Here is a 21988-nt window from a genome sequence, read left to right as displayed (position 1 = left end):
ATTGCTGCAATGAATCAATTTAAACCTGGTTATGCTTCTGGATAATTTAACTTATTTACTACTTACTTATTCCGGAAAGTGACAGAAGAGGGATACTATGAACAACGCCGAAAATCCTCGACCACCCTTGCCGCCTTTTGATAATGAATCCGCTATCCAAAAAGTCCGAATTGCAGAGGATGCTTGGAACACACGTAACCCTGAACTAGTATCACTCGCTTACACGTCGGATAGCATTTGGCGCAACCGCTCAGAATTTCTATCTGGTCGTGAGGCGATCGCACAATTCTTGACACGTAAGTGGCTTAAAGAATTGGACTACCGTCTGATAAAAGAGCTTTGGGCTTTTCAAGACAACCGCATTGCTGTCCGATTTGCTTACGAATGGCATGATGATTCCGGCAACTGGTTTCGCTCTTACGGTAATGAAAATTGGGAGTTTGATGAACATGGATTTATGCGATGGCGTATTGCCAGCATCAACGACCTGCCAATTCACCAAAGCGATCGCAAATACCACTGGATACTAGGTCGTCGTCCTGACGAGCATCCAGGATTGTCAGACCTCAATCTTTGAAAAGCCCAACGACCATATCACCCAGTTTTTATCCTACAAGAAGTCCACTGCTATGAATGCAAATAACGGCATCATTAGCCAGCTCAGTCAATATTCAGTGCCTGTAACCATTGATCGATTAGAAGCCGTCCTTCAAGTAAAAGGCATCACCATTTTTGCCCGCATCGATCAACAGGCTGAAGCCGAAAAAGTCGGACTAAGCCTGTGTCCTACACAGTTGTTGCTGTTTGGCAACCCGAAAGCCGGAACTTCCCTCATGGTGGCAGAACCAACGATCGCCCTAGACTTACCCCTGAAAGTATTGGCATGGGAAGCGACTGACGGCAAGGTTTGGGTGAGTTACAACGATCCTAATTACTTAAAACAGCGATTTTCTCTCTCGGATGAGTTGGTGAAAAATATCGCGATCGTTGCACCTTTAATCTATCAAGCACTTAGTTCTGCCGATCGCCAATAAGTTGCAGAATTAGCACGCGATGGCGCAAAGCGCCCGCCCAAAAGGCGATCCTTGGCGTTTTTGAAACAGCATTAAGGATGCAACAGCAGCCCCTCGGCATCCAAAACTGAGTGACGGCTATAAGGCAGCACCGACCAACTTTGGGTATATCCCCAATGCAGTCCTTTTTACAGATGAAGTTGTTGCAGTAATAGAGTAATGTCAAACTTATTAATTTTACAAAACTTATGAAAATATCCGCGTTACTCCTGGCTCTGCCAATCAGTATCTTAGCTAACTTTTCCTTAAGAGCTTCTGCTGATTCTACTGCTGGCCTCATCCTGAGTACAAAATGCCAGGGTCGGTACAACATCAATATTTGGCAGAATTATAATTCCGGTGAACTACTCTATCGCGCGACCAGTCCCAACGGTAATTTAAGTTTGGGCAAAGGAACTAGCAAAGCGACAGAAGGTGTTCGAGTATATAAGTTTCGGAGTGGAATTTATGAATATTGGGTATGGGATGGCACGTTGGATAACCCGCAGTCTGGAACTTTAGAGGTGTATAAAAACAACCGTATCTTGATGAAACAAGCTTGTAGAAAAAGTTGAATCCTAAGCATGGGTGTTATGCACTTTTTGGAAAATCAGCTAGTAGTTCGCTTTCCCCAAAATTGCTGGTTGGAAGTCGGCAGGGGAGCAGGGGAGCAGAAGAGAGGCAAATACCAAGTTCTTTCCCATCTGCCCCTCTGCTAACCACCATGCAAAGTTTCCTTGGCAGACTACTAGGGCAAGCATCTTGAGTTACGCTCGCCAAATACGTTATTGCTAAAACCCTCTTAGGTAGCCAGTTTTTCTAAAATTCATAACAACTTCTAAAAATCGTATTCACCCGATCAAACCCAAAGGATATGGAAGTGGGCACTCAACACTATGACGACATTATTATCGGTGGCGGCAAAGCGGGTAAAACACTAGCACCAGCACTGGTTGCTGACGGACGTAAAACCGCTCTGGTTGAACGCAGCTTAAACATGATTGGTGGCGGGTGCATTAATATTGCCTGCATTCCTACTAAAACTATGGTGGCGAGTGCCAATGTAGCAAACACAGTGCGAAAAAGTGCCGCTTATGGGGTTAGAACCAATACACCCAGCGTTAATTTAGCAGAGGTGATCCAACGAAAACGAGCGGTTGTGCAAGGGATGCGTGAAATGAACTTGCACAATTTAGAAACTGCTTTGGGTCACGAACTAATCATTGGTACAGCCCGCTTTGTTGCTCCCAAAACGATCGCAGTAACGACGACTGAGGGGAATAATCGCTTACTTACCGCCGAACGGTTATTTATTAATACAGGCACACGACCGTTAATTCCATCCATTCCCGGACTCACAGAAGTTGAGTTTTTAACGAGTGAATCGATTATGGAGCTAGAACACCTGCCTGAACACCTGATCGTTCTCGGTAGTAGCTATATTGGTTTAGAGTTTGCCCAGATGTTTCGACGCTTTGGCTGTGGCGTTACTGTCATTGGGCAAAGTGAGCAAATCCTGTCACAGCAAGATCCAGATATAGCGATCGCAGTTCAAACACTTTTAGAACAAGATGGTATTGAATTCTTGTTGAAGGCGAAGGTGTTGAGGGTCGATAGCACTGATAATAAAACCATCCTGCAAATCCAAGTTGGCGATCGCTCCCTTAGCCTCCAGGGGTCGCATTTGCTTGTCGCCGTTGGCCGTGCGCCCAATATCGAGAGCTTAAATTTACCTGCTGCTGGTGTGGCAACTGATACACGTGGGTTTATTCAAGTCAACGATCGCTTAGAGACGAACGTACCGGGGATTTGGGCGTTAGGCGATATCAATGGCGGCCCGCAATACACGCATATATCCCTCGACGATTATCGCATTATCAAAGCTAATTTAATTGATGGGGGCAACCGGAGTACACGGGATCGATTGGTTCCATCGTGTCTATTCATCGATCCAGAACTGGCTCATGTAGGTTTGACTGAAATTGAAGCACAGCAACAAGGATATGCTATCCGCTTGGCGAAAATCGATGCGTCAGCCGTTCCTAGAGCAAGAACACTCGGTCAAACCGATGGACTGCTAAAGGCGATCGTGGATGCAGATACAGGTCGTATTCTAGGGTGTTCCCTGTTATGTCATGAAGCAGGTGAAGTGATTTCAACAGTGCAGATTGTGATGCAAGCTCAGATGCCCTACACCATTCTGCGCGATGGTATTTTGACTCATCCCACGATGACCGAAGGATTAAATATATTGTTTTCCAAGCTGTAACGAGACAGCAATTGCAGACCCAAGGACTTACCAAACAAACGACATTTCACTCTTGAAACAAGTAGATATAGCATCATGAGTAAAACATCTAAAGTCGGTATTATTGGTGCAGGTAATGTAGGTGCAGACGTTGCAAATGCTTTAGTTTTACTCGGTAGATGTGTAAGGGTTGTCCTTTTTGACCGAACCTTATCAAAAGCCGGAGGCGGAGCATCTCCGGCTCCGCTCTATACTGCGCTGACCGAATGATTTTTACGTTAAAGATCCGAATATTATCGCAGATGGGTACGGGAAATGAGTCGACAAGATATTCAGTAGAATCACTAATATTTTTCAGGATTGTTCCCACCTGATGAAATAAATCATTGAGCAACATTGAGACACTGTGTAATCTCCGGTTAAACCGTGACTTTTCTAACATATTCAATATCAAGCGATGGTCTTTCATATAGCTACAAGCTTTACTATGATTACCATTAAAAAACATCACCGCGCAGATAGCGGTTGTAATAATTTTTGCGTCGTTCATGACTCGACGAGAATCTTCTTTGTGCCCAATCGCCTTTAACAGGTCGTCCGTAATAGCATATATTGCAATTATTTCGTTTAGCATAAGCCCTCCTCATTTTCTTCTTGGAGGGCATTTTATTGCTTAATTGTCCCTAAGCGATCGCCCATAAGAGTAACTAGCAACTTGGGTTATTACTTATGTACTGGATAGATGTCCTATCTCTTTTGACTGCCAAATCGACACAGTAGTAAAGGCAACGGGGGAAACGGTAGGGAGAACGTGAGTGAGTTTGCTACTTATTTGGCAAGATTAAACTTAAATTGCTACGTGGATAAACAAGCTACACGCACTGTCTAAATAAACTTAGTAATTGGTAAAATAAGAAACTAATCCAGCCGGGCTGACACCTGCTTGGAAAGCCAAAGCAGTTGCCGATCTTTGATTCCAACTTTCATTAATCCGTTAACAGTTTGCATCAGGTAATCAGCGCAAGAACCAAGCTCACCAGATGCTGTGGCAATACTGTTAATCATTGTTTCTTTTGAAATCTTGCCAGCATAAGCACGATGCTGGCGGTTGATAACAAAGGCAATCGCTGGTAATTGTTGAATACCATCAAAAACTTTTACCCAATGAGGGATATAACAACCGACTACCATTTCTCGTCGCCAAAGCAATGGTAGTTCCAATGATACATCCGTAGCAGCTATTCGGTAGGCAATACCTCGACAGCTACCACCACTATCTAAACCTAATACTAATCCTCGATTGGATGGTGTCCCACGACCTTGAGGAACCCACAGGCAAAAACTACGATGCCAGCCGTAAATTTTACCAATACGCTGTTCCGCAAATTTAAAGATTGGGTTCCAAATGAGTGAGCCATAGGCAAACACCCAAACATCAGAATTTGGCTTTTGTTGACCAAGTGTTTGGTTAAGTGATTCTTGTAACTGGGCTTCAGTTAAAATTACACCAGTGCCAGACTGTAGGATAGTCTGCTGCAAGCGTCTAGATTCGAGATCAGAACGTGTTAGTGACAATATTATGTAGTCCCTTTACCGCACTCCAACCTCAATCATCATACTGGAATTGGACTTGTAGTTGGCTTTTTATAGGTAAAATTCAGCCCAAGATGCAGGAACTAACCGCAGCATAGAGCAAGTGGAACAGGTAGTCTGCCAACCCAAAAATGTTAGGTGGAGGTTGGGTAAAGGTTAAAGGGAAAAGGGTAAGGGATTTAAACCCTTTTCCCCTTCCCCTTTACCCCGCCAAGTTGCCTTGAAGTACCACTAGACTAAGCTTCAAGTGGGATGGAAACTTTCTGTGAGGTTCTTGTTGACTGTTGGTTTTATCAATTGCCTGTTCGATTACATCCAAGGGTATAGCTGTTTCTATAGTCCTGAATACTTCATCTGCTTTTATAACTGGAGATATAAGCGGGAATTCTTGGAGATGCACCGATTTTGTGAGCGTCTATTAGGGAATAACTGTTAATTTACCTGGTTTGTTTCAAAAGATGTCGCTTTTTTTATCTGAGACATCTCCTTTGGATTTACTTTATAAATAGCCTCTCAATAATGGGAATATAAATTATAAATTCTGTTCCTTTTCCTAAAACAGAATTAACTTCAATTCTACCCCCATGTATTTCTTCCACAATTTGCTGTGCGATCGCTAGCCCTAGTCCTGTACCTTTTCCCACTCCTTTCGTAGTAAATAAATGGTCAAATATGCGTGCTTTTATATCTTCGTTTATTCCTGTACCATTATCAGCAATTGATATTTTTAAGGTATTATTTTCAACAATAGCTCTCACTATAATTTTATGTGGATTTAACTTAAAATGCTCAAAGCTCCGACCTATACTTGACTCATCTAAAGCATCAATAGCATTAGCTAAAATATTCATAAATACCTGATTTAATTGTCCAGGAAAACACTCGATTGGCTGTAAATTATCGTATTCAGTTACAACTATAATTTCTGGACGTTGCTCATTCGCTTTCAGGCGATGTTTGAGAATTAAAATTGTACTATCAATCCCTTCATTGATGTTAAATGGTACTTTATAATCTTTATCGCCCCGGGAGAAAGTTCTTAAGCTGGTGCTGATATTTTTTAATCGCTCAGAAGCGATAAGCATTGCGTCAACCATGTTTGGCATGTCTTCTAAGCTATAGTTTAAGTCAATTTCTTCAGCATGGTCGAGAATTTCTACTTCCGGATTCGGTAGAGCTTTTTGATATAATTTTAGGTGTTCAGTGATATCAGCTAAGATAGGTTTAGCTTGTTGGAGGCTAGTCGAAATAAAGCCGAGGGGATTGTTCATTTCGTGAGCTACCCCAGCAACTAAGTTACCTAGTGCAGACATTTTTTCATGTTGTATCATTTGCAGTTGGGCTTGTTGCAGTTCTTGCAGAGCATTTTCCAGTTCTTGAGATTTTTGCTTAACAGCAGCTTCACCAAGTTTGCGATCGCTAATATCAATTAGAATTCCATCCCATACCATTTCACCATCCTCACCGCGTTCTGGCTGAGAAGCAGCTTTTACCCACTTGATATTCCCATTGGGTGTAACAATGCGCCACTCATGCTGAAATGGGGTAAGATTTTGTGCTGACTCAACAACTGCCTGAAAGGCCTCTGCTCCATCGTCGGGATGTTCAAAATCACGCAGGCTACATTTCCCTGACAGGAAATCTTCTGCTGGGACTTCGTAAAGAGTTTGACACCCAGAACTGACGTAGGGTACTGAAGCTGAACCATCGGCTTGAATTCGGATCTGATAAATCATGCCAGGAATATTATCTGCTAGTTTCTGAAAGCGGGTTTCACTGAGCCGTAATTTTTCTAGAGATTGTTCTAACTGTTGAGTATAAATTTGTGCATCTTCATAAAGACGGGCATTTTCTAGAGAAATGGCCGCTTGGGTACAAAGAAAGTTGAGAATGAGGATGCGATCGCTTGTAAACACACTACTAGTAGAACGATTCTTTAAATACAAAATTCCAATTAAGCGTCCTTGATTGAGAATTGGCAAGCACAATAAACTTTTTGGTTGTCGTTGACTTAAATACTCATCAATTACAGGTAAATTGGTTTTGAGTTCGTCAATCATCACAATTTCTTCAGTGTTTTTGACGTAGTGTATCAACTTAAGTGGTAAGTTAGGGTTGCCCTCTAAAGGTTCGGCACAAAGTTCTGTGGTTTCGGGTGTAGCAATGGCTCTTACCAACCATTTTCCTTGAGTATTAGGTAGGATTAAGGCACAACGCTCGCCCCCAGAATGTTGCAGAATAATCTGTGTTAATCTGTGCAGTAGTTCGTCCAGTTGAATTGTGCCGGAAATGGCTTGGGAGGCTTTGAGAATAGCAGCAAAATCAAAGCTACTAATGTCAGTGCTAGAAGAACGACCTAAATTAGTGGAATTATGAACCGAGAGCGGCCGACTAACGCTGCTCGATATTGTTTCCAGCATGTGCAGTGATTGTACTCTCTGCTGGAGAATAACGCTTAGTAAATCGGGATAGCGGTTTTCTAAATCCTCGGTTTTGGCTTTTGCGCCCCAATGAGCGTAACAGTAGTATGCCTCCTGCATATAGCCTGCTGCCACCTTCTGTTTGCCCCAACTTAGATAAAATTTAGCGGCCAGTTCATTGCTGAGTGCTTCATCTTGCACATAACCATGTGTTTTAGCTTGGGCAATAGCTAAATCGTAATGTTCCATCGCTTCAGTAAATTGACCAAGCACTCGATAGCGTTCTGCTGCTACAAGTTGCCAACGATGTTGATGATTGAATGGGGCATGAGTAGCCCAAATTTGTAGTTTTTCTTGATGAGTATTGATTTGCTTTAAAATAGCTGATTGTTCTTGGGCATTAACATCGGTGTAGCGTGCTAGATGAATTAAAGCATCATAAAAAACTCGGACAACTACGACGAAATAGCCAGTTATAGCATTACTATACTGTTCTGCTAAGGCTGCTTGTTGTGAGGCTGTTTCGTATTCTCCGAACAAATAACAGAGAACAGCTTGATTGAGATGAAGATACAATAACCCCGTGCGATTACTGGCAGCTTGGAATCTAGGTAAGATTTGGGCGGCATTGAAGACTTTTCCCTCTAAACAATAGGGAACTTCCGCTTGTCCTAATAAATTGAGAATCGCTTGCTGGTAACACTCTTGATATTTTAACGTTGCTTCTTGTTTGCCTTGGCTGATAACTTGCCGATAAGTCTCCATTTCTTCAGCCAAATCATTTAATTCTCGACCACTCCAATAGCTACACTGACTATATGACACTAAGTTTAACGCCATGCATACCCAATCTCCGGTTTCTAAGCCACTCTGATAAGCCTCTAACAAAGATGGGATACTGTGATTTAATGGTTCTTTCCAATGCCGAATAAAGCTGTTGACAATAAAGTAAGCTCTGCTTTTAAAAGCGTTAATCTGGTGTTGTTCTAGTAACTTTAATGAAAGCTGTCCAAACTCATACCCAGCATCAATATCTCCAATCAAACCACAAAGAGTCACTCCGTAGTCTGCATAAGAAAAGATAGCAATAGATGAATTGCCAAACTGGATAGCCATCTCCACTTGCTTAGATGTAAGTAATGGTAACAGTGTCGGTTTACCAATGTACGCAGAGGACACTAGTGTAGTCATTATTTGCATAGCTGCCAGTTGGTGCGGATCGCTCATTGCAGGCAAATCCAGCAAACTTAGGGGTGCGCGCCCCATCCATAGTTGCCTTGTCTGTTGAGTTGCTGCGCTAATATCTGCCATAGTTGGCTGTTCGGGAAATTCTACACCGAGTAATTTCAACACTTGCAATCCAGTCTCAATTACTTTGGCAAATTGACCTTGAGATCGGAATGCCGTCATTCGGGTTTCATAGACTTTGATAGTATCAAGCAAACAACTGGCAGATTGCAACACAACGTCACCCCATTCTGCCAGCTTGTCAAAGTCTGTATTGAGGCAGGCAGCTTCTAAACGCTCATTATGCAGATTCAGGGTTAATGTGTAATGTTCTTTCCAGGCATCAAAGGGCAGTAAGTCAATACCTTGGGTACAATATTTGACAGCAGCATTATAGGCAATCGCTGCTTTGGCTTTGCGCCCGGCTAGCAAATTCAGTTGTGCTAACTCCAGTTTTTTGTCAAGCTGAGTTATCAAATCAATGCCTATATTTAAGTGATTGACAATTTCAAAGATATTGTCTAGTTGAGTTGCAGGCGTATTAGCGTGCAATAATTGACCGATCGCCAAATGAGTAGCTTGTTTTTGGTCTTCGGGAATTAAATAATAAGCAGCTTGTTGGACGCGATCGTGCAGAAAGCGATAAGCAACATTTCCGATATTGTTAGTATTAACTTCTTGCTCATGGCTGAGATAAAACTTATAAACTTGACTTTGCGGTAAAATCAATCCTTCCTGTAAAGCCTTCCACAAAGCATCTGCTACTTTCTGTAGCGACTGTTGTGAAACAATTGCCAAAGTAGTTAAATCAAAAGAATTACCAATACAAGCAGCTAACTTCAGGATGTTTTGCGTTTGCTGGGGCAATTTCTGTAACTGAGTAGCCATAAATTCCACCACATCATCAGTCACAGATCGCGCATTGACTTGAGCAAAATCGCATTCCCAGTAACCTTGTTCGTGATTAAATTTAATTTGTTTATCTTCGTATAAAGTCTTGAGAAACTGCGTGATAAAAAAGGGATTGCCTTTAGTTTTGCGATTGATTAATTCTGTCAGAGGAAGTGATATCTGTGTCGTACAATGTAAAGTATCAGCCACTAACTGATTGGTATCACTCAAGTCAAGAGGGGCAAGAGTAATAGTATTAACAGTCTTACCAGTTTTCTTGAGTTCCTCCATTTTCAACATAAATGGATGTACGGCTGACACTTCATTATCTCGATAAGCACCTAACAAAAGCAGATAATTTTGATTTTCCGTCAGCAGTTTAATTAACTGTAGCGAAGCCAAATCTGCCCACTGTAAATCATCCAGAAACATTACCAGTGGATGTTCCTTTGTGGTGAAGACAGTAATAAACTTTTGAAACAGTAAATTAAACCGATTTTGTACTGCCGTTCCCGATAGTTCTGGTGCAGGGGGTTGTTTACCAATTATCTGTTCTAATTCTGGAATTACTTCAATCAAAACTTGCCCATTGTCTCCAAGAACTTGAAGAATTTGATTGCGCCAGTGTACCAATTGTGCATCGGATTCTGACAACAATTGTGCCATTAAGTCGCGTAAAGCTTGCACAAAGGCGGATAAGGGAATATTACGATTGAATTGGTCAAACTTACCTTTGATAAAATAACCCTGCTGACGGGTAATTGGTTTGTGGACTTCATTCACCACAGCAGTTTTCCCAATCCCGGAAAATCCCGCTACTAGCACGATTTCTGATGCGCCGTGAGCCACACGCTCAAATGCTTGTAATAAGCTAGCTACTTCTGCTTTTCTGCCATATAACTTTTCCGGGATGAGGAAGCGATCGCAGACATCCCACTGACCGATTTCAAAATCTCTAATTTCTCCTGTATCTTGGATTTGGGCTAAACAAAGTTCTAAATCATGCTTTAATCCCAAGGCACTTTGATATCTATCTTCGGCGTTTTTCGCCATTAACTTCATGACAATATTCCATAAGACCTTTGGTATTTTTTTGCTTCTGCCTTCTAGCCGCGATGGCATTTTTGCCAGATGACAATGCACCAATTCCATCGGGTCGTCACAATTAAATGGTAACTTTCCTGTAAATATTTCATACAATGTTACACCCAGAGAATAATAATCGCTGCGGTAGTCGATGCCACGATTCATTCTGCCTGTTTGTTCTGGGGAGATATAGGCAAGAGTTCCTTCTAAAACATTTGGATTTTTAATTTCTTCGGTTTCTTTAGGTAGTAATGAAGCAATACTAAAGTCAATGAGTTGAATTTGTTTTGTTTGGGGATGAATCAGAATATTTGCTGGTTTAATATCTTTATGAATAATGCGAGTTTCGTGTAAATAGTGGATAATGCGGACTAGCTGAATAGCAATATTTAAAACTTCTACTAAGGATAAATTTGAGTTTTTAATGTACTCTCTTAAAGAGATTTCTCCGATATCTGCCATCGCCAAAATATAGCCATTGCCATAGGTTTCTAGCGATAAGGGATGAATAATTCCAGCAATGTTGAGATTTTTACTGATTGTATACTGATGGCGAAATTGTAGTAATTCGTTAAAACTGGGGTACTCTAAGGTCAGAAGTTTAATAACGACTGGAAGTTGATCTGATTGGCGAATAGCTCGATACACGTTGGTTCTGGAGCCAGCGTACAGTTGAGAGTTAATTTGATATCCTGGAATGATGGGGATAGAGTTCACAGTCGCCATCTATACATACCTTATGACAGAATTTTGTTTTCCTTACTGACATTAGTATTCCCATCGACTTGATGTTGTATAACGCTATCGAGAGGAATTGATGGTTGTTTTAAGGAAAACCAATACTTTTTGGTCACAAGCAAATCATTCAAGGAAGTGGAGAGTGAAAAAGGAATACGATTCTCCCTATCAGTCATTTATGCGCTCGACGACAGTGGGCGTTTGCACCGAGAGCAAAAACGCAAAATAGACCGTTGTTACCGAGGCTGTAGCAAATGGAGAGAAGATAACGCTGGTAGGGTTTGGCTCATTTGAGCGGCGCGTAGCTTGCCGCCGTAGGCATCGCTCAGAACGCGAAGGGCGTAATCCCAAAACCAATGAGCCGATGAGAATTCCGGCAACCATTGTGCCTGCGTTTTCTGCTTGTTGCTGTTTAAAGAAAAAGTAGCGCCATAGATGAATTATAAGTGGTCAAGCAATTCAATGACTGCAAAGCTGTAGCGATCGCATCGAGGTTTAGAAAATAAATCAAACGATAAATGCTGATTGTTTCGTTGATTCTTAACCTCGATAGTGAATAAGTATAATTTAGATGCGTTCGCCCTGATGATAGTTATTTGTATAAAAAAGCGCTGGCAAAGATTTTAAGTCAGTATTTAATAAACTCCCTGTAAATAAAGCCCTGGATTTTTCTCAGGGCTTTTGAAATTGAACAGCAATTGTCCAGTTAAAAATATACAGCAGTTTTCATTTGCATGAAGTACAAAGTTACGGGTTTTGAGGCAGGAGGCAGAAGGTAGAAACTCTTTATATCTGATGAATCAGTCCTGCATTTTGTACCTTACTTACTTGCAATCTGCTGTACAAAGGATTTTTTTAAGTGTATCGTTTTACCGACTTTTTGCTTTGGTGACTATTGCTCTAACCAGTTAAGCAGCCCAAGCGAAGTAGCACCTCCAACAAAGTGAGCGCCAATCAGATTGACATTCGCCAAAACCACAAAAATATCTAGAGACCGAATAACATTTTCAGGTCTATAGACTGCTATTGTTTGAGGCAGAGCTAGCGTTTTCGTTAATACAGCAATAACAGCCACTTCAGATGCTAAAAAAGCTAACAATAGCCCTATAAAACTTACAATTAACCCTATTTGTAATACTTGAATTACGTCCTGTTTACTTGGATGTAATTCCCGATTAGGCGACTGTAAAAGTTTGTCTAAACGCCTGTAGCGGTTCATCCAGTAAAGTCGGAAACACAGCACTAAAATTCCAATAATTCCCAAAAATACTCCAAAACCCATAACCGAATTCGTTGTTGTTTGGACAGTGACGTTGCGGCTAAATATAGCCAGTAACAAAGTCAAGATAGAAACGGCGCCTAATGCTAACTGTACCCAAAAGCTAATTGGTCTTACTACACCGAAAGTGGCTGTAAATTTTCGTTTAGTTGGTACAGGTAAGTATGAATTTAGGTTATTTGTCATCTTTATTCTCCTGAAACTTACGCCAATTTATGATTGCAGTCGAAACCTCTACGTATTGCCTATGTAGATACTTATCGAAGAAGGCTTTTACTCTATTGTCTAAAGGCAGTACCAAAGTACCAAAGTCACCATGCCCAGCACCTTTGACAGTAACAAAATAACTCAATACGCAAACATTTCGTAACACTGTCTCCAGACGAGCAGCCTGAGCGTAGGAAACCGTGCGATCCTCAGTGCCGTGGACAGTCAGAACTGGTGGGCCGTTCGCAGTAACACACGTAACTACCGAAGCAAACTTCGCTTTGCGTGTATTCTCGCTCAGGGGGCCGCCGATGAGCTGCGCTTTTGGAGCGTCTGCTCTGGTACAATCAATGTCGCTGGACTGACTGACGATCGCGAGGATTTCCAACACACCGAAGAAATTTGCAACACTAGCAACCTTGCTGCTCACTCCCTTATAAAGGCCGATTTCACCTTCGAGTTCTGGCACGTCGCTACTCACACCAAGCATTAACACCAATCAATAACATTAAAATACTCAGATAAATCTTGAACAAGTATCTAATTGCTGAGATGAAAGGAGTAAAGCATATTCATATATGGGTATATTCAAAGATATACTCTTACTGAATATGCTCTTTTGATACAAGTAACACTGTTTACTCGGACTATATACTGCAAAACCGTAGCGCTTGCTGTTCTTAAGGTAGGATATGGCAACGGTAGGGGAAAGATAAATACCGGGTCATAAATATTACGCAAATAACGCGCTTTACTGACAAGAAGATGGAGAAACTGGACATTCAGTAATTAGCTTGGCTGAGTTTAGGAGAACAGTGGTTATGGTGTTTTTTGGATGAGCAAGCAAAAAACTATCAAGTAGATATTCACAAAAGCTGGCAATCGAGCGATATTTTCTGAACTTGTCCCCTCGATCATCAGCTTCAGTCGAGGGCGATAGAACTTCGACAATAAGCATTGGATTGAGAATTTCATCATTGCGATCGCCATTGAATTCTGGTTCGCCATTAACAACCATCAAATCGGTATAAGTACCACACTGATATTTAGGAATCCAAACTCGCAAGTCGCTATTATACAAGCGGAAATCGGTGTCTCTCAGTAAAAACACTAAGTAAATTAAGAAGTTGCTGGCGATCGCACCAGAAGGCGCTTACCCTTTCCCCTTTTCCCTGCCGCAGGCTTCCTTTCCCCTTTCCCCAGCCCTCACAAGCGCATTTTTGGGTGGCAGACTACTAGAGACTGCTTGGCGTTGGGAGTGGGAACGAATGCTAGAATATGCCAGTAGTTGAAGTGCGTAGGCGTACCCCGTCGCAGACATCGCGATTCATTCCGATCAACCAACACCGATTTTCTTTACAAATCAGCTCTCAGTCCCTAACAACAACTTTAAATGCCTGGGAAGAGGTGTCCAAAAGCACAAACTTCAAAGACGGCTAAAAAATTGGTGTTGCTAAATTTGCATGATGAATGATGATACCATGCTAGAAAGAGCGGGGGAAGCCGCAGTCTTTCTTCAAAAGAGCAGCTAAATTTCTTTGCCCTAACTTAGAGCGATTGTCCAAGGTTTTTCAGATCGCGGAAAACCATCAGGAGAAATCCAAATGAACTACGATATCAAAGACAAAACCATTTTGGTTACGGGTGCAAATCGCGGCATCGGCAAGGCGATAGTTGAGTCGTTTATTGAACACGGAGCCACCAAAGTCTATGCGGCTGTTCGTCAGCTCAACAGTGTCTCCTCATTGGTTGAACAATACGGCGATCGGGTAGTACCAATTCAGGTTGATTTAGGCGATCCCCAATCTATTGTTGCTGCTGCTAAAACTGCCCCAGATGTACAGATAGTTATCAATAATGCAGGAGTTTTTCAAGCTGGAACTCCCTTATCTGAGAATGCGATCGCCGCTCTCGAATTTCAGATGAACATCAATGTATATGGATTAATCTACATGGCTCAGGCGTTTGCCCCGGTACTCAAAGCCAATGGAGGTGGTGTCTTTGCCCAAATCAATTCTGTTGCTTCGCTCAAAGGTTTCCCCGACTCTGCCACTTACTGTGCCTCAAAAGCTGCGGCTTATTCAATCACCCAGGCATTACGAGAACTATTGAGTGAGCAGGGCACGATTGTATTAAGCGTTCACCCTGGCCCGATTGCCACGGATATGGGCGATGCGGCAGGAATGAATGAGGTTGCACAGCCACCTGCACTTGTGGCAGACGGGATAATAAAAGCTCTCAAAGCTGGGGATTTTCACGTCTTTCCTGACTCGATAGCTAAACAAATGGGCGATGCTTATAAAAGCTTTGCGGAAAATGTCGTTGAGGTGTCATCAAGTTAACTATATTTTAGCTATTCAATAGAAAGGGTAACTAATGATGACCGAACGAGAATTTCCGAACTGGGAAGCGCTCTATCAAGAACAAACCGTTGAAACCATGCCCTGGTTCAACCCTAGCTTAGATCCAGATGTCGAAGAAGCGCTCCTTACCCTTGAACTGAGCAATGGTTCAGTGCTGGATTTGGGAACAGGGCCGGGAACTCAAGCGATCGCCCTGGCCGAACGAGGATTTCAGACGATGGGAACAGATTTGTCAGAGGCGGCCATTCGTCAGGCGGCATTAAAAGCAAACCAAAAAGGATTAGAAATTTCGTTTCAGCAAGATGATATTCTCAACAGTCGTTTGGAACAATCTTTCGATTTGATTCTCGACAGAGGATGCTTCCATGTTCTGCCACCCCAAAGCTATGGTACTTACGTGCAAACAGTCGCAAGCTTATTAAAGCCTAAGTGCTACCTGTTACTGAAATGCTTCTCTCAAGAGGAAACAAGAGAAAAAGGCCCTTACCGCTTTAGCCCAGAGGAGATTCAGCAGAGATTCAAAGAACGATTTCATCTGCGTTTGGCTAAACAAACAGTCTATCATGGGATACTCGATCCCCTTCCCAAAGCACTCTTTTGCATCCTAGAAAAGCATTGATTTTTTTTGCACAAGCTCTACTGGCTGACTCTATTAATTCTCAGTCTCGCCTTCTTTACTTCCGCAATATTAGACCTGAATCCTTACGAAAAGATAATACATTTACCTTCGCCATAAGCTAGCCGCAGGACATTGACATGAACGAGATACTGTTCCTTCCTACGAGCCAGGTGTTGTCAGTATCGGACGTATGGGGAGTTCTCCTGTCTGCTTAAGTTCGCCGTGCCAGAAGCGATCGCAACAGTGCCAATTACAATATTTTTGCTATCTTCATCGTACAAACTTGAGACTTTCAACACTAGAGCTAAACATATCTGTAAAGATGCTCATCACCGTCCGTTCTCGCAGTTTAATATTACCACTGACTGACATCCCAAATTGCAGAAGTACTTTTTGCAAGAGGGGGAAAAGGGTAAAGGTTAAAGGGGAAAGGGACAATACAGAACCTTTTCTCCTGCCCTCGACAAATGCCAAGAAGTCTAATCAACAGTGGTGGGTTTTGTAGTACAGTGCGAGCGATCGCGTCCCTCGAATCACCCAAACCCATCAACTAGTAGTCTGCCAACCCAAAAATGCGCTTGTGACGGCTGGGGAAAGGGAAAAGGGAAAAGGGTAAGGGATTTAAATCCTTTCCCCCTTCACCCTTACCCTTTTCCCCGCCAAGTTCCCTTGGCGTACTACTAGTTAGCCATTATACGCGAATACCAAAAATTCAGTGTCTTCATAGATGAACTCTGCCATCTTGCACATACCCATCTTTCGATCTGCCTGAAGTAATGCTTTGTTGTTTGCCTTGATGAACAGTATCCCTTCGCGCTCTGGTAAAAAATCTTTCAATTTTGCGAACATTTTCGCAGCAATACCTTGTCCACGCATAGTTTCATCAACACAGATGGGGCTATACTCGCTCTAAGAGTTGGCTTTACGCTACGCTATCACTTGGAACGAATAATCCTTATGCTTTTTTGACTCGGCAGGCAAAACATTTAAATGCCTGCTGTCCTGAAAGATTGTCATAATATTGTTTATCTATCAAGATATTAACTGACTCATAGTAGGGAGTTCCAAACTCTTCTGCCATTTTCTGCCCAGGCCCGAACCAGCCAGGGACAAAAATAGTGTCTTCTCTAATTTCTGACCAAATTAATGCAGTGCCTTTGATAGATCCTCTGGGGCTTTCAACTATGATTTCATCACCATTTTTAATGCCTGCTTTTTTTGCTGCCTCTGGATGGATTTGTACTAGGCGAACACCATTCATTTGTTTGCCTGTATAAGTCCAGTGAGTTACAGAGTGGAAATGAACTACACTCGATCTACCAGTCATTCCCATCAGTGGGTACTGCTTGTGTACTTCACCAGAAGAGATTTTTCCGAATTTGACGTTTTGAGTTAGAGCCTGTGGATTCACAGGATTTTTTACCAACTCAGATGTGTATTCAATGGTAGGATGCTTACCTGTTACCTCTGGATGGGTATAGAAGCTTGGCAGAGCAGAGTGTCCAGACTCGGCTAGCCGACTTTGCAATTGTGGAGTATAAATTTCTACCTTACCACTGGGAGTGAGAAATCGTTTACCAACATTCTTAGGGTTAAGAGCTAATGCGGCTTCATACCAAGAGGCATGATCTAGGTAAAGTGTACTCACACCAGGATGATCCACTGTTGGACAAGGCCAACGCAGGGGTTCTGTTCTTTGAGATAGTCTCTGTTGGGTCATACCTCCCATTCCTGGAGTATTCGTTAGAAAAGTTGCCCACAGATGACGATAGTCTTTCCAAGAAGAAGGAAAGTTATCCTTCCAGTATTCAGGCGGATTGCGTTTGTCTAATTTCGCTGTGGCGTGTGCTAAATCAATCCAGATATGCCAATCTGGTTTGGACTCACCTACCGGAGTAACCACTTGTTCTTGCCAACGGATTGCTCGATCGTCCCGCCGCATATAAACGGTTTCCATTTCAAAACCACTGGTTACGGGCAAAATAATATCAGCATAGTAGGCTGACTCTTCCATAAACAATCCAGTGTAAACATAAAATTCTAATTGGCGGTAAGCCTGTTGTACTTTAATTGTGTCTGAACAAGCCAACAGAGGATTTCCCTGAGTAACGATCGCTTTGAGTTGATAAGGTTCACCTGAAACGATCGATTCTGCAAAATAATCTGGCCCAACTGGTAGTGCAATATCTTTGTTAGGTGTTTTACCAATAATCGCTGGCAAATTCAATTCCCCTGGCCAGGTATTGTGCATGAAATTGCAACCACCACCGTTTATACCAATATTGCCTGTAATTGCAGCTAGGAATGTCAAACAACGGTAAGTGTCAAAAGCTCCTATTTGATGAGAAATCCCAGCGTTGCAGAAAATAGCAGCAGGCTTAGTTTTGGCATAAGCCTCAGCCAAAAGCTTAATCTTTAATGCTGGAACATCCGTTATAGTTGCAGCCCATTCTGGTGTGTAACCCTTGCTTTTTAAGTGATTCTTCAGTTCATCAAAACCCAGTACCCACTCTTTTACAAAAGCAGCATCGTATAAGTTGTTAGTCACGATGTGATAGAGCATTCCCAAAACCAAAGCCAAGTCAGTGTGTGGTTTCGGTGCAATCCACTCATCAGCTTGCGCTCCTGTAGGAGTCAAGCGCGGGTCGATAACTACTAATTTGGCTTTGGTCTGAGCACGACTTCTGAGAAGATAGGCAAAGGTTACAGGATGAGTTTCCGCTTGATTCGTACCTAAAAACAAAAAGAATTTGGCACTTCCCAAGTCTTCTTTTTTAGTCGCATCATCGATTCCGTAACCGTTTGTAAAATTACCCAAGCCAAATGTCCATGCCAAAGCATTGCCACCTGCATCGTTGCATACAGGCCCAACATCAGTATTATTAGGGCTGCCCAGCATACTGAAGTAGCGCCCAACCAGAGAACCTGTCCCCCGTGGGAGTCTGCCAGAGGTTTTGTTGGCGATCGCTCTAGCTTCACCTGCATCCCTGAGTGCCAGAAACTTGCTAGCTATAATTGAAAGTGCTTCATCCCAAGAAATTGGCTCAAATTTAGAATTGCTGTCACCTTTGTTTCCACTAACCCGCTTCATTGGGCTTTTCAAGCGGAAACGATTGTAGACTAGCTGGGTCATCATTGGCCCTTTGATACAAAAGCCACCAGCCTGTACTGGGTCATTTGGTTCACCTAACACATCTATGATGCGTCCGTCTTTGAGATGAACTTTCAATCGGCACAGAGAATTGCAGAATTGACAAGCACTATTTACAATTTTGTCTGGCTCTAGGGCAGCCGATTTCTGAGTTAAGTCAAATTCAATACTTTGGAGAGGGATTGCTGGATCGTCCCCAATATTTGCAGCATCTGCCACTTCTTTTTTTAGTAACTCTGCTGCACTTACAGCAGCTGTACTAACAGCCACTCCTTGGAGAAAACCACGCCGTGAGGTCTTCTTCCTGCCTTTTGATGTCATGGAGATCCTCTCCTTACATATCGCACTGATTACAGCATTTCACAAATAGAGGGCAATTTAACTATAAACCCTGAAACCCTTGCTGCATCTAAATTGTTTTAATTGCGAATGGGCGAAAAAGCGAACTTGTACTGAGCGCAGCCGAAGTATTGCCAATTGGTATCACACCCGATACCGTTGCTGTTACCGTTGGGAAGTGTGTGTAGGCAGTTAACTGCGGTTAAGATTGTGCTTTCTTAATATTGTGACAACATTAGCAACATGAAGCCATTGTGGAGAACTGCCATAATCTTAACTGCGTAGTTTACCGCCGCAGGCATCGCTGGAGCTACCATCAGCGCTATCTCGATTTTGCAAAGAACTAACCAGCCATCCATCGCGCTTACCGAAGATTTGTATAAATCCTTTGCCAAAAATCAAGCCTTACAGGCGAGCGCCAATCAACCGCAAACATCAGTAGCTCAAGCAAACAGTACCACACCACCACAGTCAGCAATGACAGGATGGTTAGGTTTTGCAACTACAGCAAACAAAAACGGCGCATTTTTGCCTTTGCTGCCTGTGAATGCAGATGCCCAGGTTGCACTTTTCTCAGATGCATGGGATCGAGTCAAACCCGGTACATCTTTAGTTGGTATCGCTGGAGGAATTAAACAAGAGGTAAAATTTCGTCGTTCTCAAGAAGAACTTTTTGGTTGTGATAATAATAAAACGAAAATGGCAACGTTTACCGCAGCTAAACGTTTTGCAGAAGGGCCTGTTTGGCTTTTACCCGCAAACCTAGCCAAAGAAGCAAAATCATTGACTTTCCAAGCGTTGAATTTATCTGAAGTTCCTACAAGCGTATTACCTGTCAACAAACGTAAACCATCAGTTGCACGCGCTTGGAAAGCTGGAGGAGCAATTGTTGTGGTGCAAAAACAAAGTAAAGACCAAGTGCGTTTAAGTATATTAATCAATTCTCGGATAGCTTACAATGCCCTGGAGAAAAAGTCATATATGCAAGGTGGCGACCCTGGGCCTGTTGAATTTCCTAATTTTGACGGTACACCAGGAATACCTTTCCCAATTGGAGCTTTTCAGGCTAACGCTAAATCAGCACCCATGATTGTATTTTGGCAACCTAGTTATGAAGGTCAAGCTTACAGCGTCGTTGCATCTGTGAAGGGCAAAATGCAGAAAGTAGATGAGAACGCAATTTATTTCTGCGCTTTTTAGGAAAACATCTATTAGATTACGAGATTACGTCATGTGCGATTTTCTCTCAAACCTTACGAACTCTATCCCCAGGTTCCCTCTTCTTGGCACCCCATCACCAACAACTATGTCCTTTTGAACAAGCAGATAGAGAGCGATCGCACCAAGCTCACTGCCTTGATGCGATCGCAACTGGGATATTTTTATTGTGGAATGCGTTCAGCCCCAAACTTGCGCTGATGCCAGTAAGGATAGATTGGCGCGATCGCGCTAACCTGATTGAGCCGATTTACTTCCTCTAATGTTAGCTCCCACTGAGCAGCACCAAGGTTGTCTCGAAGTTGTTGTTCATTCCGCGCTCCGATAATAACGGATGTAATACCAGACTGACGTAACAGCCAGTTGAGTGCGACTTGAGCAACACTGACACCACGGTTATTAGCCACTTCGTGCAGAACTTCCACAATGTCGTATCCCTTTTCCAGGTCACTGACAGTGCCAATATCACCGATTTTTGCTCGTCGCGTCCCCTCCGGTTGGGACTGACCACGACGATACTTACCTGAGAGGAAACCAAAAGCGAGCGGACTCCACACCAAGATACCCACACCTTGATCTAAACCTAGAGGAATTAGTTCAAATTCCAACTCTCGTGCCACAAGCGAGTAATAAACTTGTTGTGACACATAGCGCTCCAAGTTCAAACGCTCTGATACAGACAGCGCCTTCATTAAATGCCAAGCTGAATAATTAGAGCAGCCAATGTAGCGAACTTTGCCACTACGTACAAGTGAATCTAAGGCGCGAAGCGTTTCTTCTAGTGGAGTCAGAGCATCGAAACCATGAACTTGATAGAGGTCGATGTAATCTGTGTCTAATCGTCGTAGACTGTCCTCACAGGCTCGAATCAGATGATAACGTGACAGTCCAGTATCATTTGCTCCTTTTCCCATACGACCATAAGCCTTAGTTGCAATAATTACATCAGAACGACGCTTTCCGAGAGCTTTACCAAGAATCTCCTCAGAAAGTCCATTTGAGTAAACATCTGCTGTGTCAAAGATATTGACACCTGCATCAAGGCAAATATCAATCAGATGCTGCGCCTCTTCTACCTGAGTCGCCCCAATTTCTTGGAAGAAGTCGCTACCACCGAATGTCATTGTACCGAAACTGAGAACCGAAATCTTAAGACCAGACTTTCCTAAAAATCGCGTTTCCATCGCTGTTACTCCTTGAAGCCGTGCCTATTTGAAGATCGAGTGAACATTTTCTCACAATGGATAGTTTCTGTGGAACAGCTTATGACATCTTCTCAATCACCTCATGAGTCATCTGAATTTGGTTTTTTCCTATATTACGTTTGAGTAAAAAAATACCCGCATCATGTGCTTGCTGACCACCGTGAATAAAGCAAGCATCCTCGATAATGACTGGTTCAATACCACGCTCAAAAGAGTCAATTGCTGTCTTCAAAATGCAGCTATCAGTTGCAACTCCACAAAAGACATCTCCAAAATAGTATTATTCTGTGATAAAAGAAGATTAAAGAGTTATTTTTACACAGAAGCATGAGCAATATACTGAATTACATTG

General features: G+C 42.6%; 15 protein-coding genes and 4 pseudogenes. 9 read left to right on the top strand and 10 right to left on the bottom strand.

All coding sequences use genetic code 11. The annotated features are described in order from the left end of the window. The first annotated feature begins 97 nt into the window (after window positions 1-97). From V7K45_RS02890 to V7K45_RS02870, 5 genes are all read left to right on the top strand, one after another. Window positions 98-577, top strand: a complete 480-nt coding sequence (locus V7K45_RS02890) for a nuclear transport factor 2 family protein (RefSeq protein ID WP_335000188.1) — start codon at window positions 98-100, stop codon at window positions 575-577. A gap of 52 nt (window positions 578-629) precedes the next feature. Further along, entirely contained in the window at window positions 630-1034 is a 405-nt protein-coding gene (locus tag V7K45_RS02885) for a DUF302 domain-containing protein (protein WP_335000186.1), read from the top strand. 227 nt (window positions 1035-1261) lie between these two features. Then, complete coding sequence (locus tag V7K45_RS02880; protein WP_335000184.1) at window positions 1262-1627, top strand: hypothetical protein; 366 nt, start codon at window positions 1262-1264, stop codon at window positions 1625-1627. Window positions 1628-1926: 299 nt separating this feature from the next. After that, a complete protein-coding gene (locus V7K45_RS02875; RefSeq protein ID WP_335000182.1) occupies window positions 1927-3321 on the top strand; it encodes a mercuric reductase in 1395 nt (464 codons plus the stop codon). A 75-nt stretch (window positions 3322-3396) separates the two neighbouring features. Further along, on the top strand, window positions 3397-3570 hold the full coding sequence (locus V7K45_RS02870; protein ID WP_335000180.1) for a hypothetical protein: 174 nt from the start codon (window positions 3397-3399) through the stop codon (window positions 3568-3570). Here V7K45_RS02870 and V7K45_RS32885 read toward each other — a convergent pair. The 3 genes and pseudogenes from V7K45_RS32885 to V7K45_RS02860 all read right to left on the bottom strand — a co-directional run. Further along, window positions 3548-3934 (bottom strand): annotated as a pseudogene (locus V7K45_RS32885) (IS982 family transposase); the annotation flags it as partial. The gene V7K45_RS02870 and the pseudogene V7K45_RS32885 overlap by 23 nt on opposite strands. Before the next feature lie 284 nt (window positions 3935-4218). Next, window positions 4219-4839, bottom strand: coding sequence for a gamma-glutamylcyclotransferase (locus tag V7K45_RS02865; protein ID WP_335000178.1), 621 nt, complete (start codon window positions 4837-4839; stop codon window positions 4219-4221). 548 nt (window positions 4840-5387) lie between these two features. Then, window positions 5388-11243: a trifunctional serine/threonine-protein kinase/ATP-binding protein/sensor histidine kinase gene (locus V7K45_RS02860; protein WP_335000176.1), complete on the bottom strand. Its 5856-nt coding sequence runs from the start codon at window positions 11241-11243 to the stop codon at window positions 5388-5390. Window positions 11244-11490: 247 nt separating this feature from the next. Between V7K45_RS02860 and V7K45_RS02855 the strand changes: the two are divergent. Continuing rightward, window positions 11491-11690: pseudogene (locus V7K45_RS02855) on the top strand (HU family DNA-binding protein); the annotation flags it as partial. 457 nt (window positions 11691-12147) lie between these two features. Here V7K45_RS02855 and V7K45_RS02850 read toward each other — a convergent pair. From V7K45_RS02850 to V7K45_RS02840, 3 genes and pseudogenes are all read right to left on the bottom strand, one after another. After that, window positions 12148-12720 carry a DUF3611 family protein gene (locus V7K45_RS02850; protein ID WP_335000174.1) on the bottom strand — a complete coding sequence of 191 codons (573 nt, stop codon included), beginning with the start codon at window positions 12718-12720 and terminating at the stop codon, window positions 12148-12150. Next, a complete protein-coding gene (locus V7K45_RS02845; RefSeq protein ID WP_335000172.1) occupies window positions 12710-13231 on the bottom strand; it encodes an alpha/beta hydrolase family protein in 522 nt (173 codons plus the stop codon). Before V7K45_RS02845 ends, V7K45_RS02850 begins: the two co-directional genes overlap by 11 nt. A 360-nt stretch (window positions 13232-13591) precedes the next feature. Beyond that, window positions 13592-13882: pseudogene (locus V7K45_RS02840) on the bottom strand (Uma2 family endonuclease); the annotation flags it as partial. A 463-nt stretch (window positions 13883-14345) separates the two neighbouring features. On the opposite strand from V7K45_RS02840, the gene V7K45_RS02835 reads away from it, so the two are divergent. Then, window positions 14346-15083 carry an SDR family oxidoreductase gene (locus V7K45_RS02835; RefSeq protein ID WP_335000170.1) on the top strand — a complete coding sequence of 246 codons (738 nt, stop codon included), beginning with the start codon at window positions 14346-14348 and terminating at the stop codon, window positions 15081-15083. 34 nt (window positions 15084-15117) lie between these two features. Further along, a complete protein-coding gene (locus tag V7K45_RS02830; RefSeq protein ID WP_335000168.1) occupies window positions 15118-15723 on the top strand; it encodes a class I SAM-dependent methyltransferase in 606 nt (201 codons plus the stop codon). 684 nt (window positions 15724-16407) lie between these two features. Here V7K45_RS02830 and V7K45_RS02825 read toward each other — a convergent pair. Beyond that, a complete protein-coding gene (locus V7K45_RS02825) occupies window positions 16408-16617 on the bottom strand; it encodes an N-acetyltransferase (protein ID WP_335000190.1) in 210 nt (69 codons plus the stop codon). Window positions 16618-16678: 61 nt separating this feature from the next. Beyond that, on the bottom strand, window positions 16679-19195 hold the full coding sequence (locus tag V7K45_RS02820) for a molybdopterin-containing oxidoreductase family protein (RefSeq protein WP_335000166.1): 2517 nt from the start codon (window positions 19193-19195) through the stop codon (window positions 16679-16681). A 351-nt stretch (window positions 19196-19546) separates the two neighbouring features. Between V7K45_RS02820 and V7K45_RS02815 the strand changes: the two genes are divergently transcribed. Further along, complete coding sequence (locus V7K45_RS02815; RefSeq protein ID WP_335000164.1) at window positions 19547-20413, top strand: hypothetical protein; 867 nt, start codon at window positions 19547-19549, stop codon at window positions 20411-20413. 182 nt (window positions 20414-20595) lie between these two features. On the opposite strand, the gene V7K45_RS02810 is transcribed toward V7K45_RS02815, so the two are convergent. After that, window positions 20596-21615: an aldo/keto reductase gene (locus tag V7K45_RS02810; protein WP_335000162.1), complete on the bottom strand. Its 1020-nt coding sequence runs from the start codon at window positions 21613-21615 to the stop codon at window positions 20596-20598. A 79-nt stretch (window positions 21616-21694) separates the two neighbouring features. After that, window positions 21695-21889: pseudogene (locus V7K45_RS02805) on the bottom strand (isochorismatase family protein); the annotation flags it as partial. Window positions 21890-21988 lie beyond the last annotated feature (99 nt).

Source organism: Nostoc sp. (assembly GCF_036917375.1).
Classification (GTDB): domain Bacteria; phylum Cyanobacteriota; class Cyanobacteriia; order Cyanobacteriales; family Nostocaceae; genus Nostoc.
The sequence above is the reverse complement of the archived record's forward strand: the minus strand, read 5'-3'. Positions and strand labels throughout refer to the sequence as shown.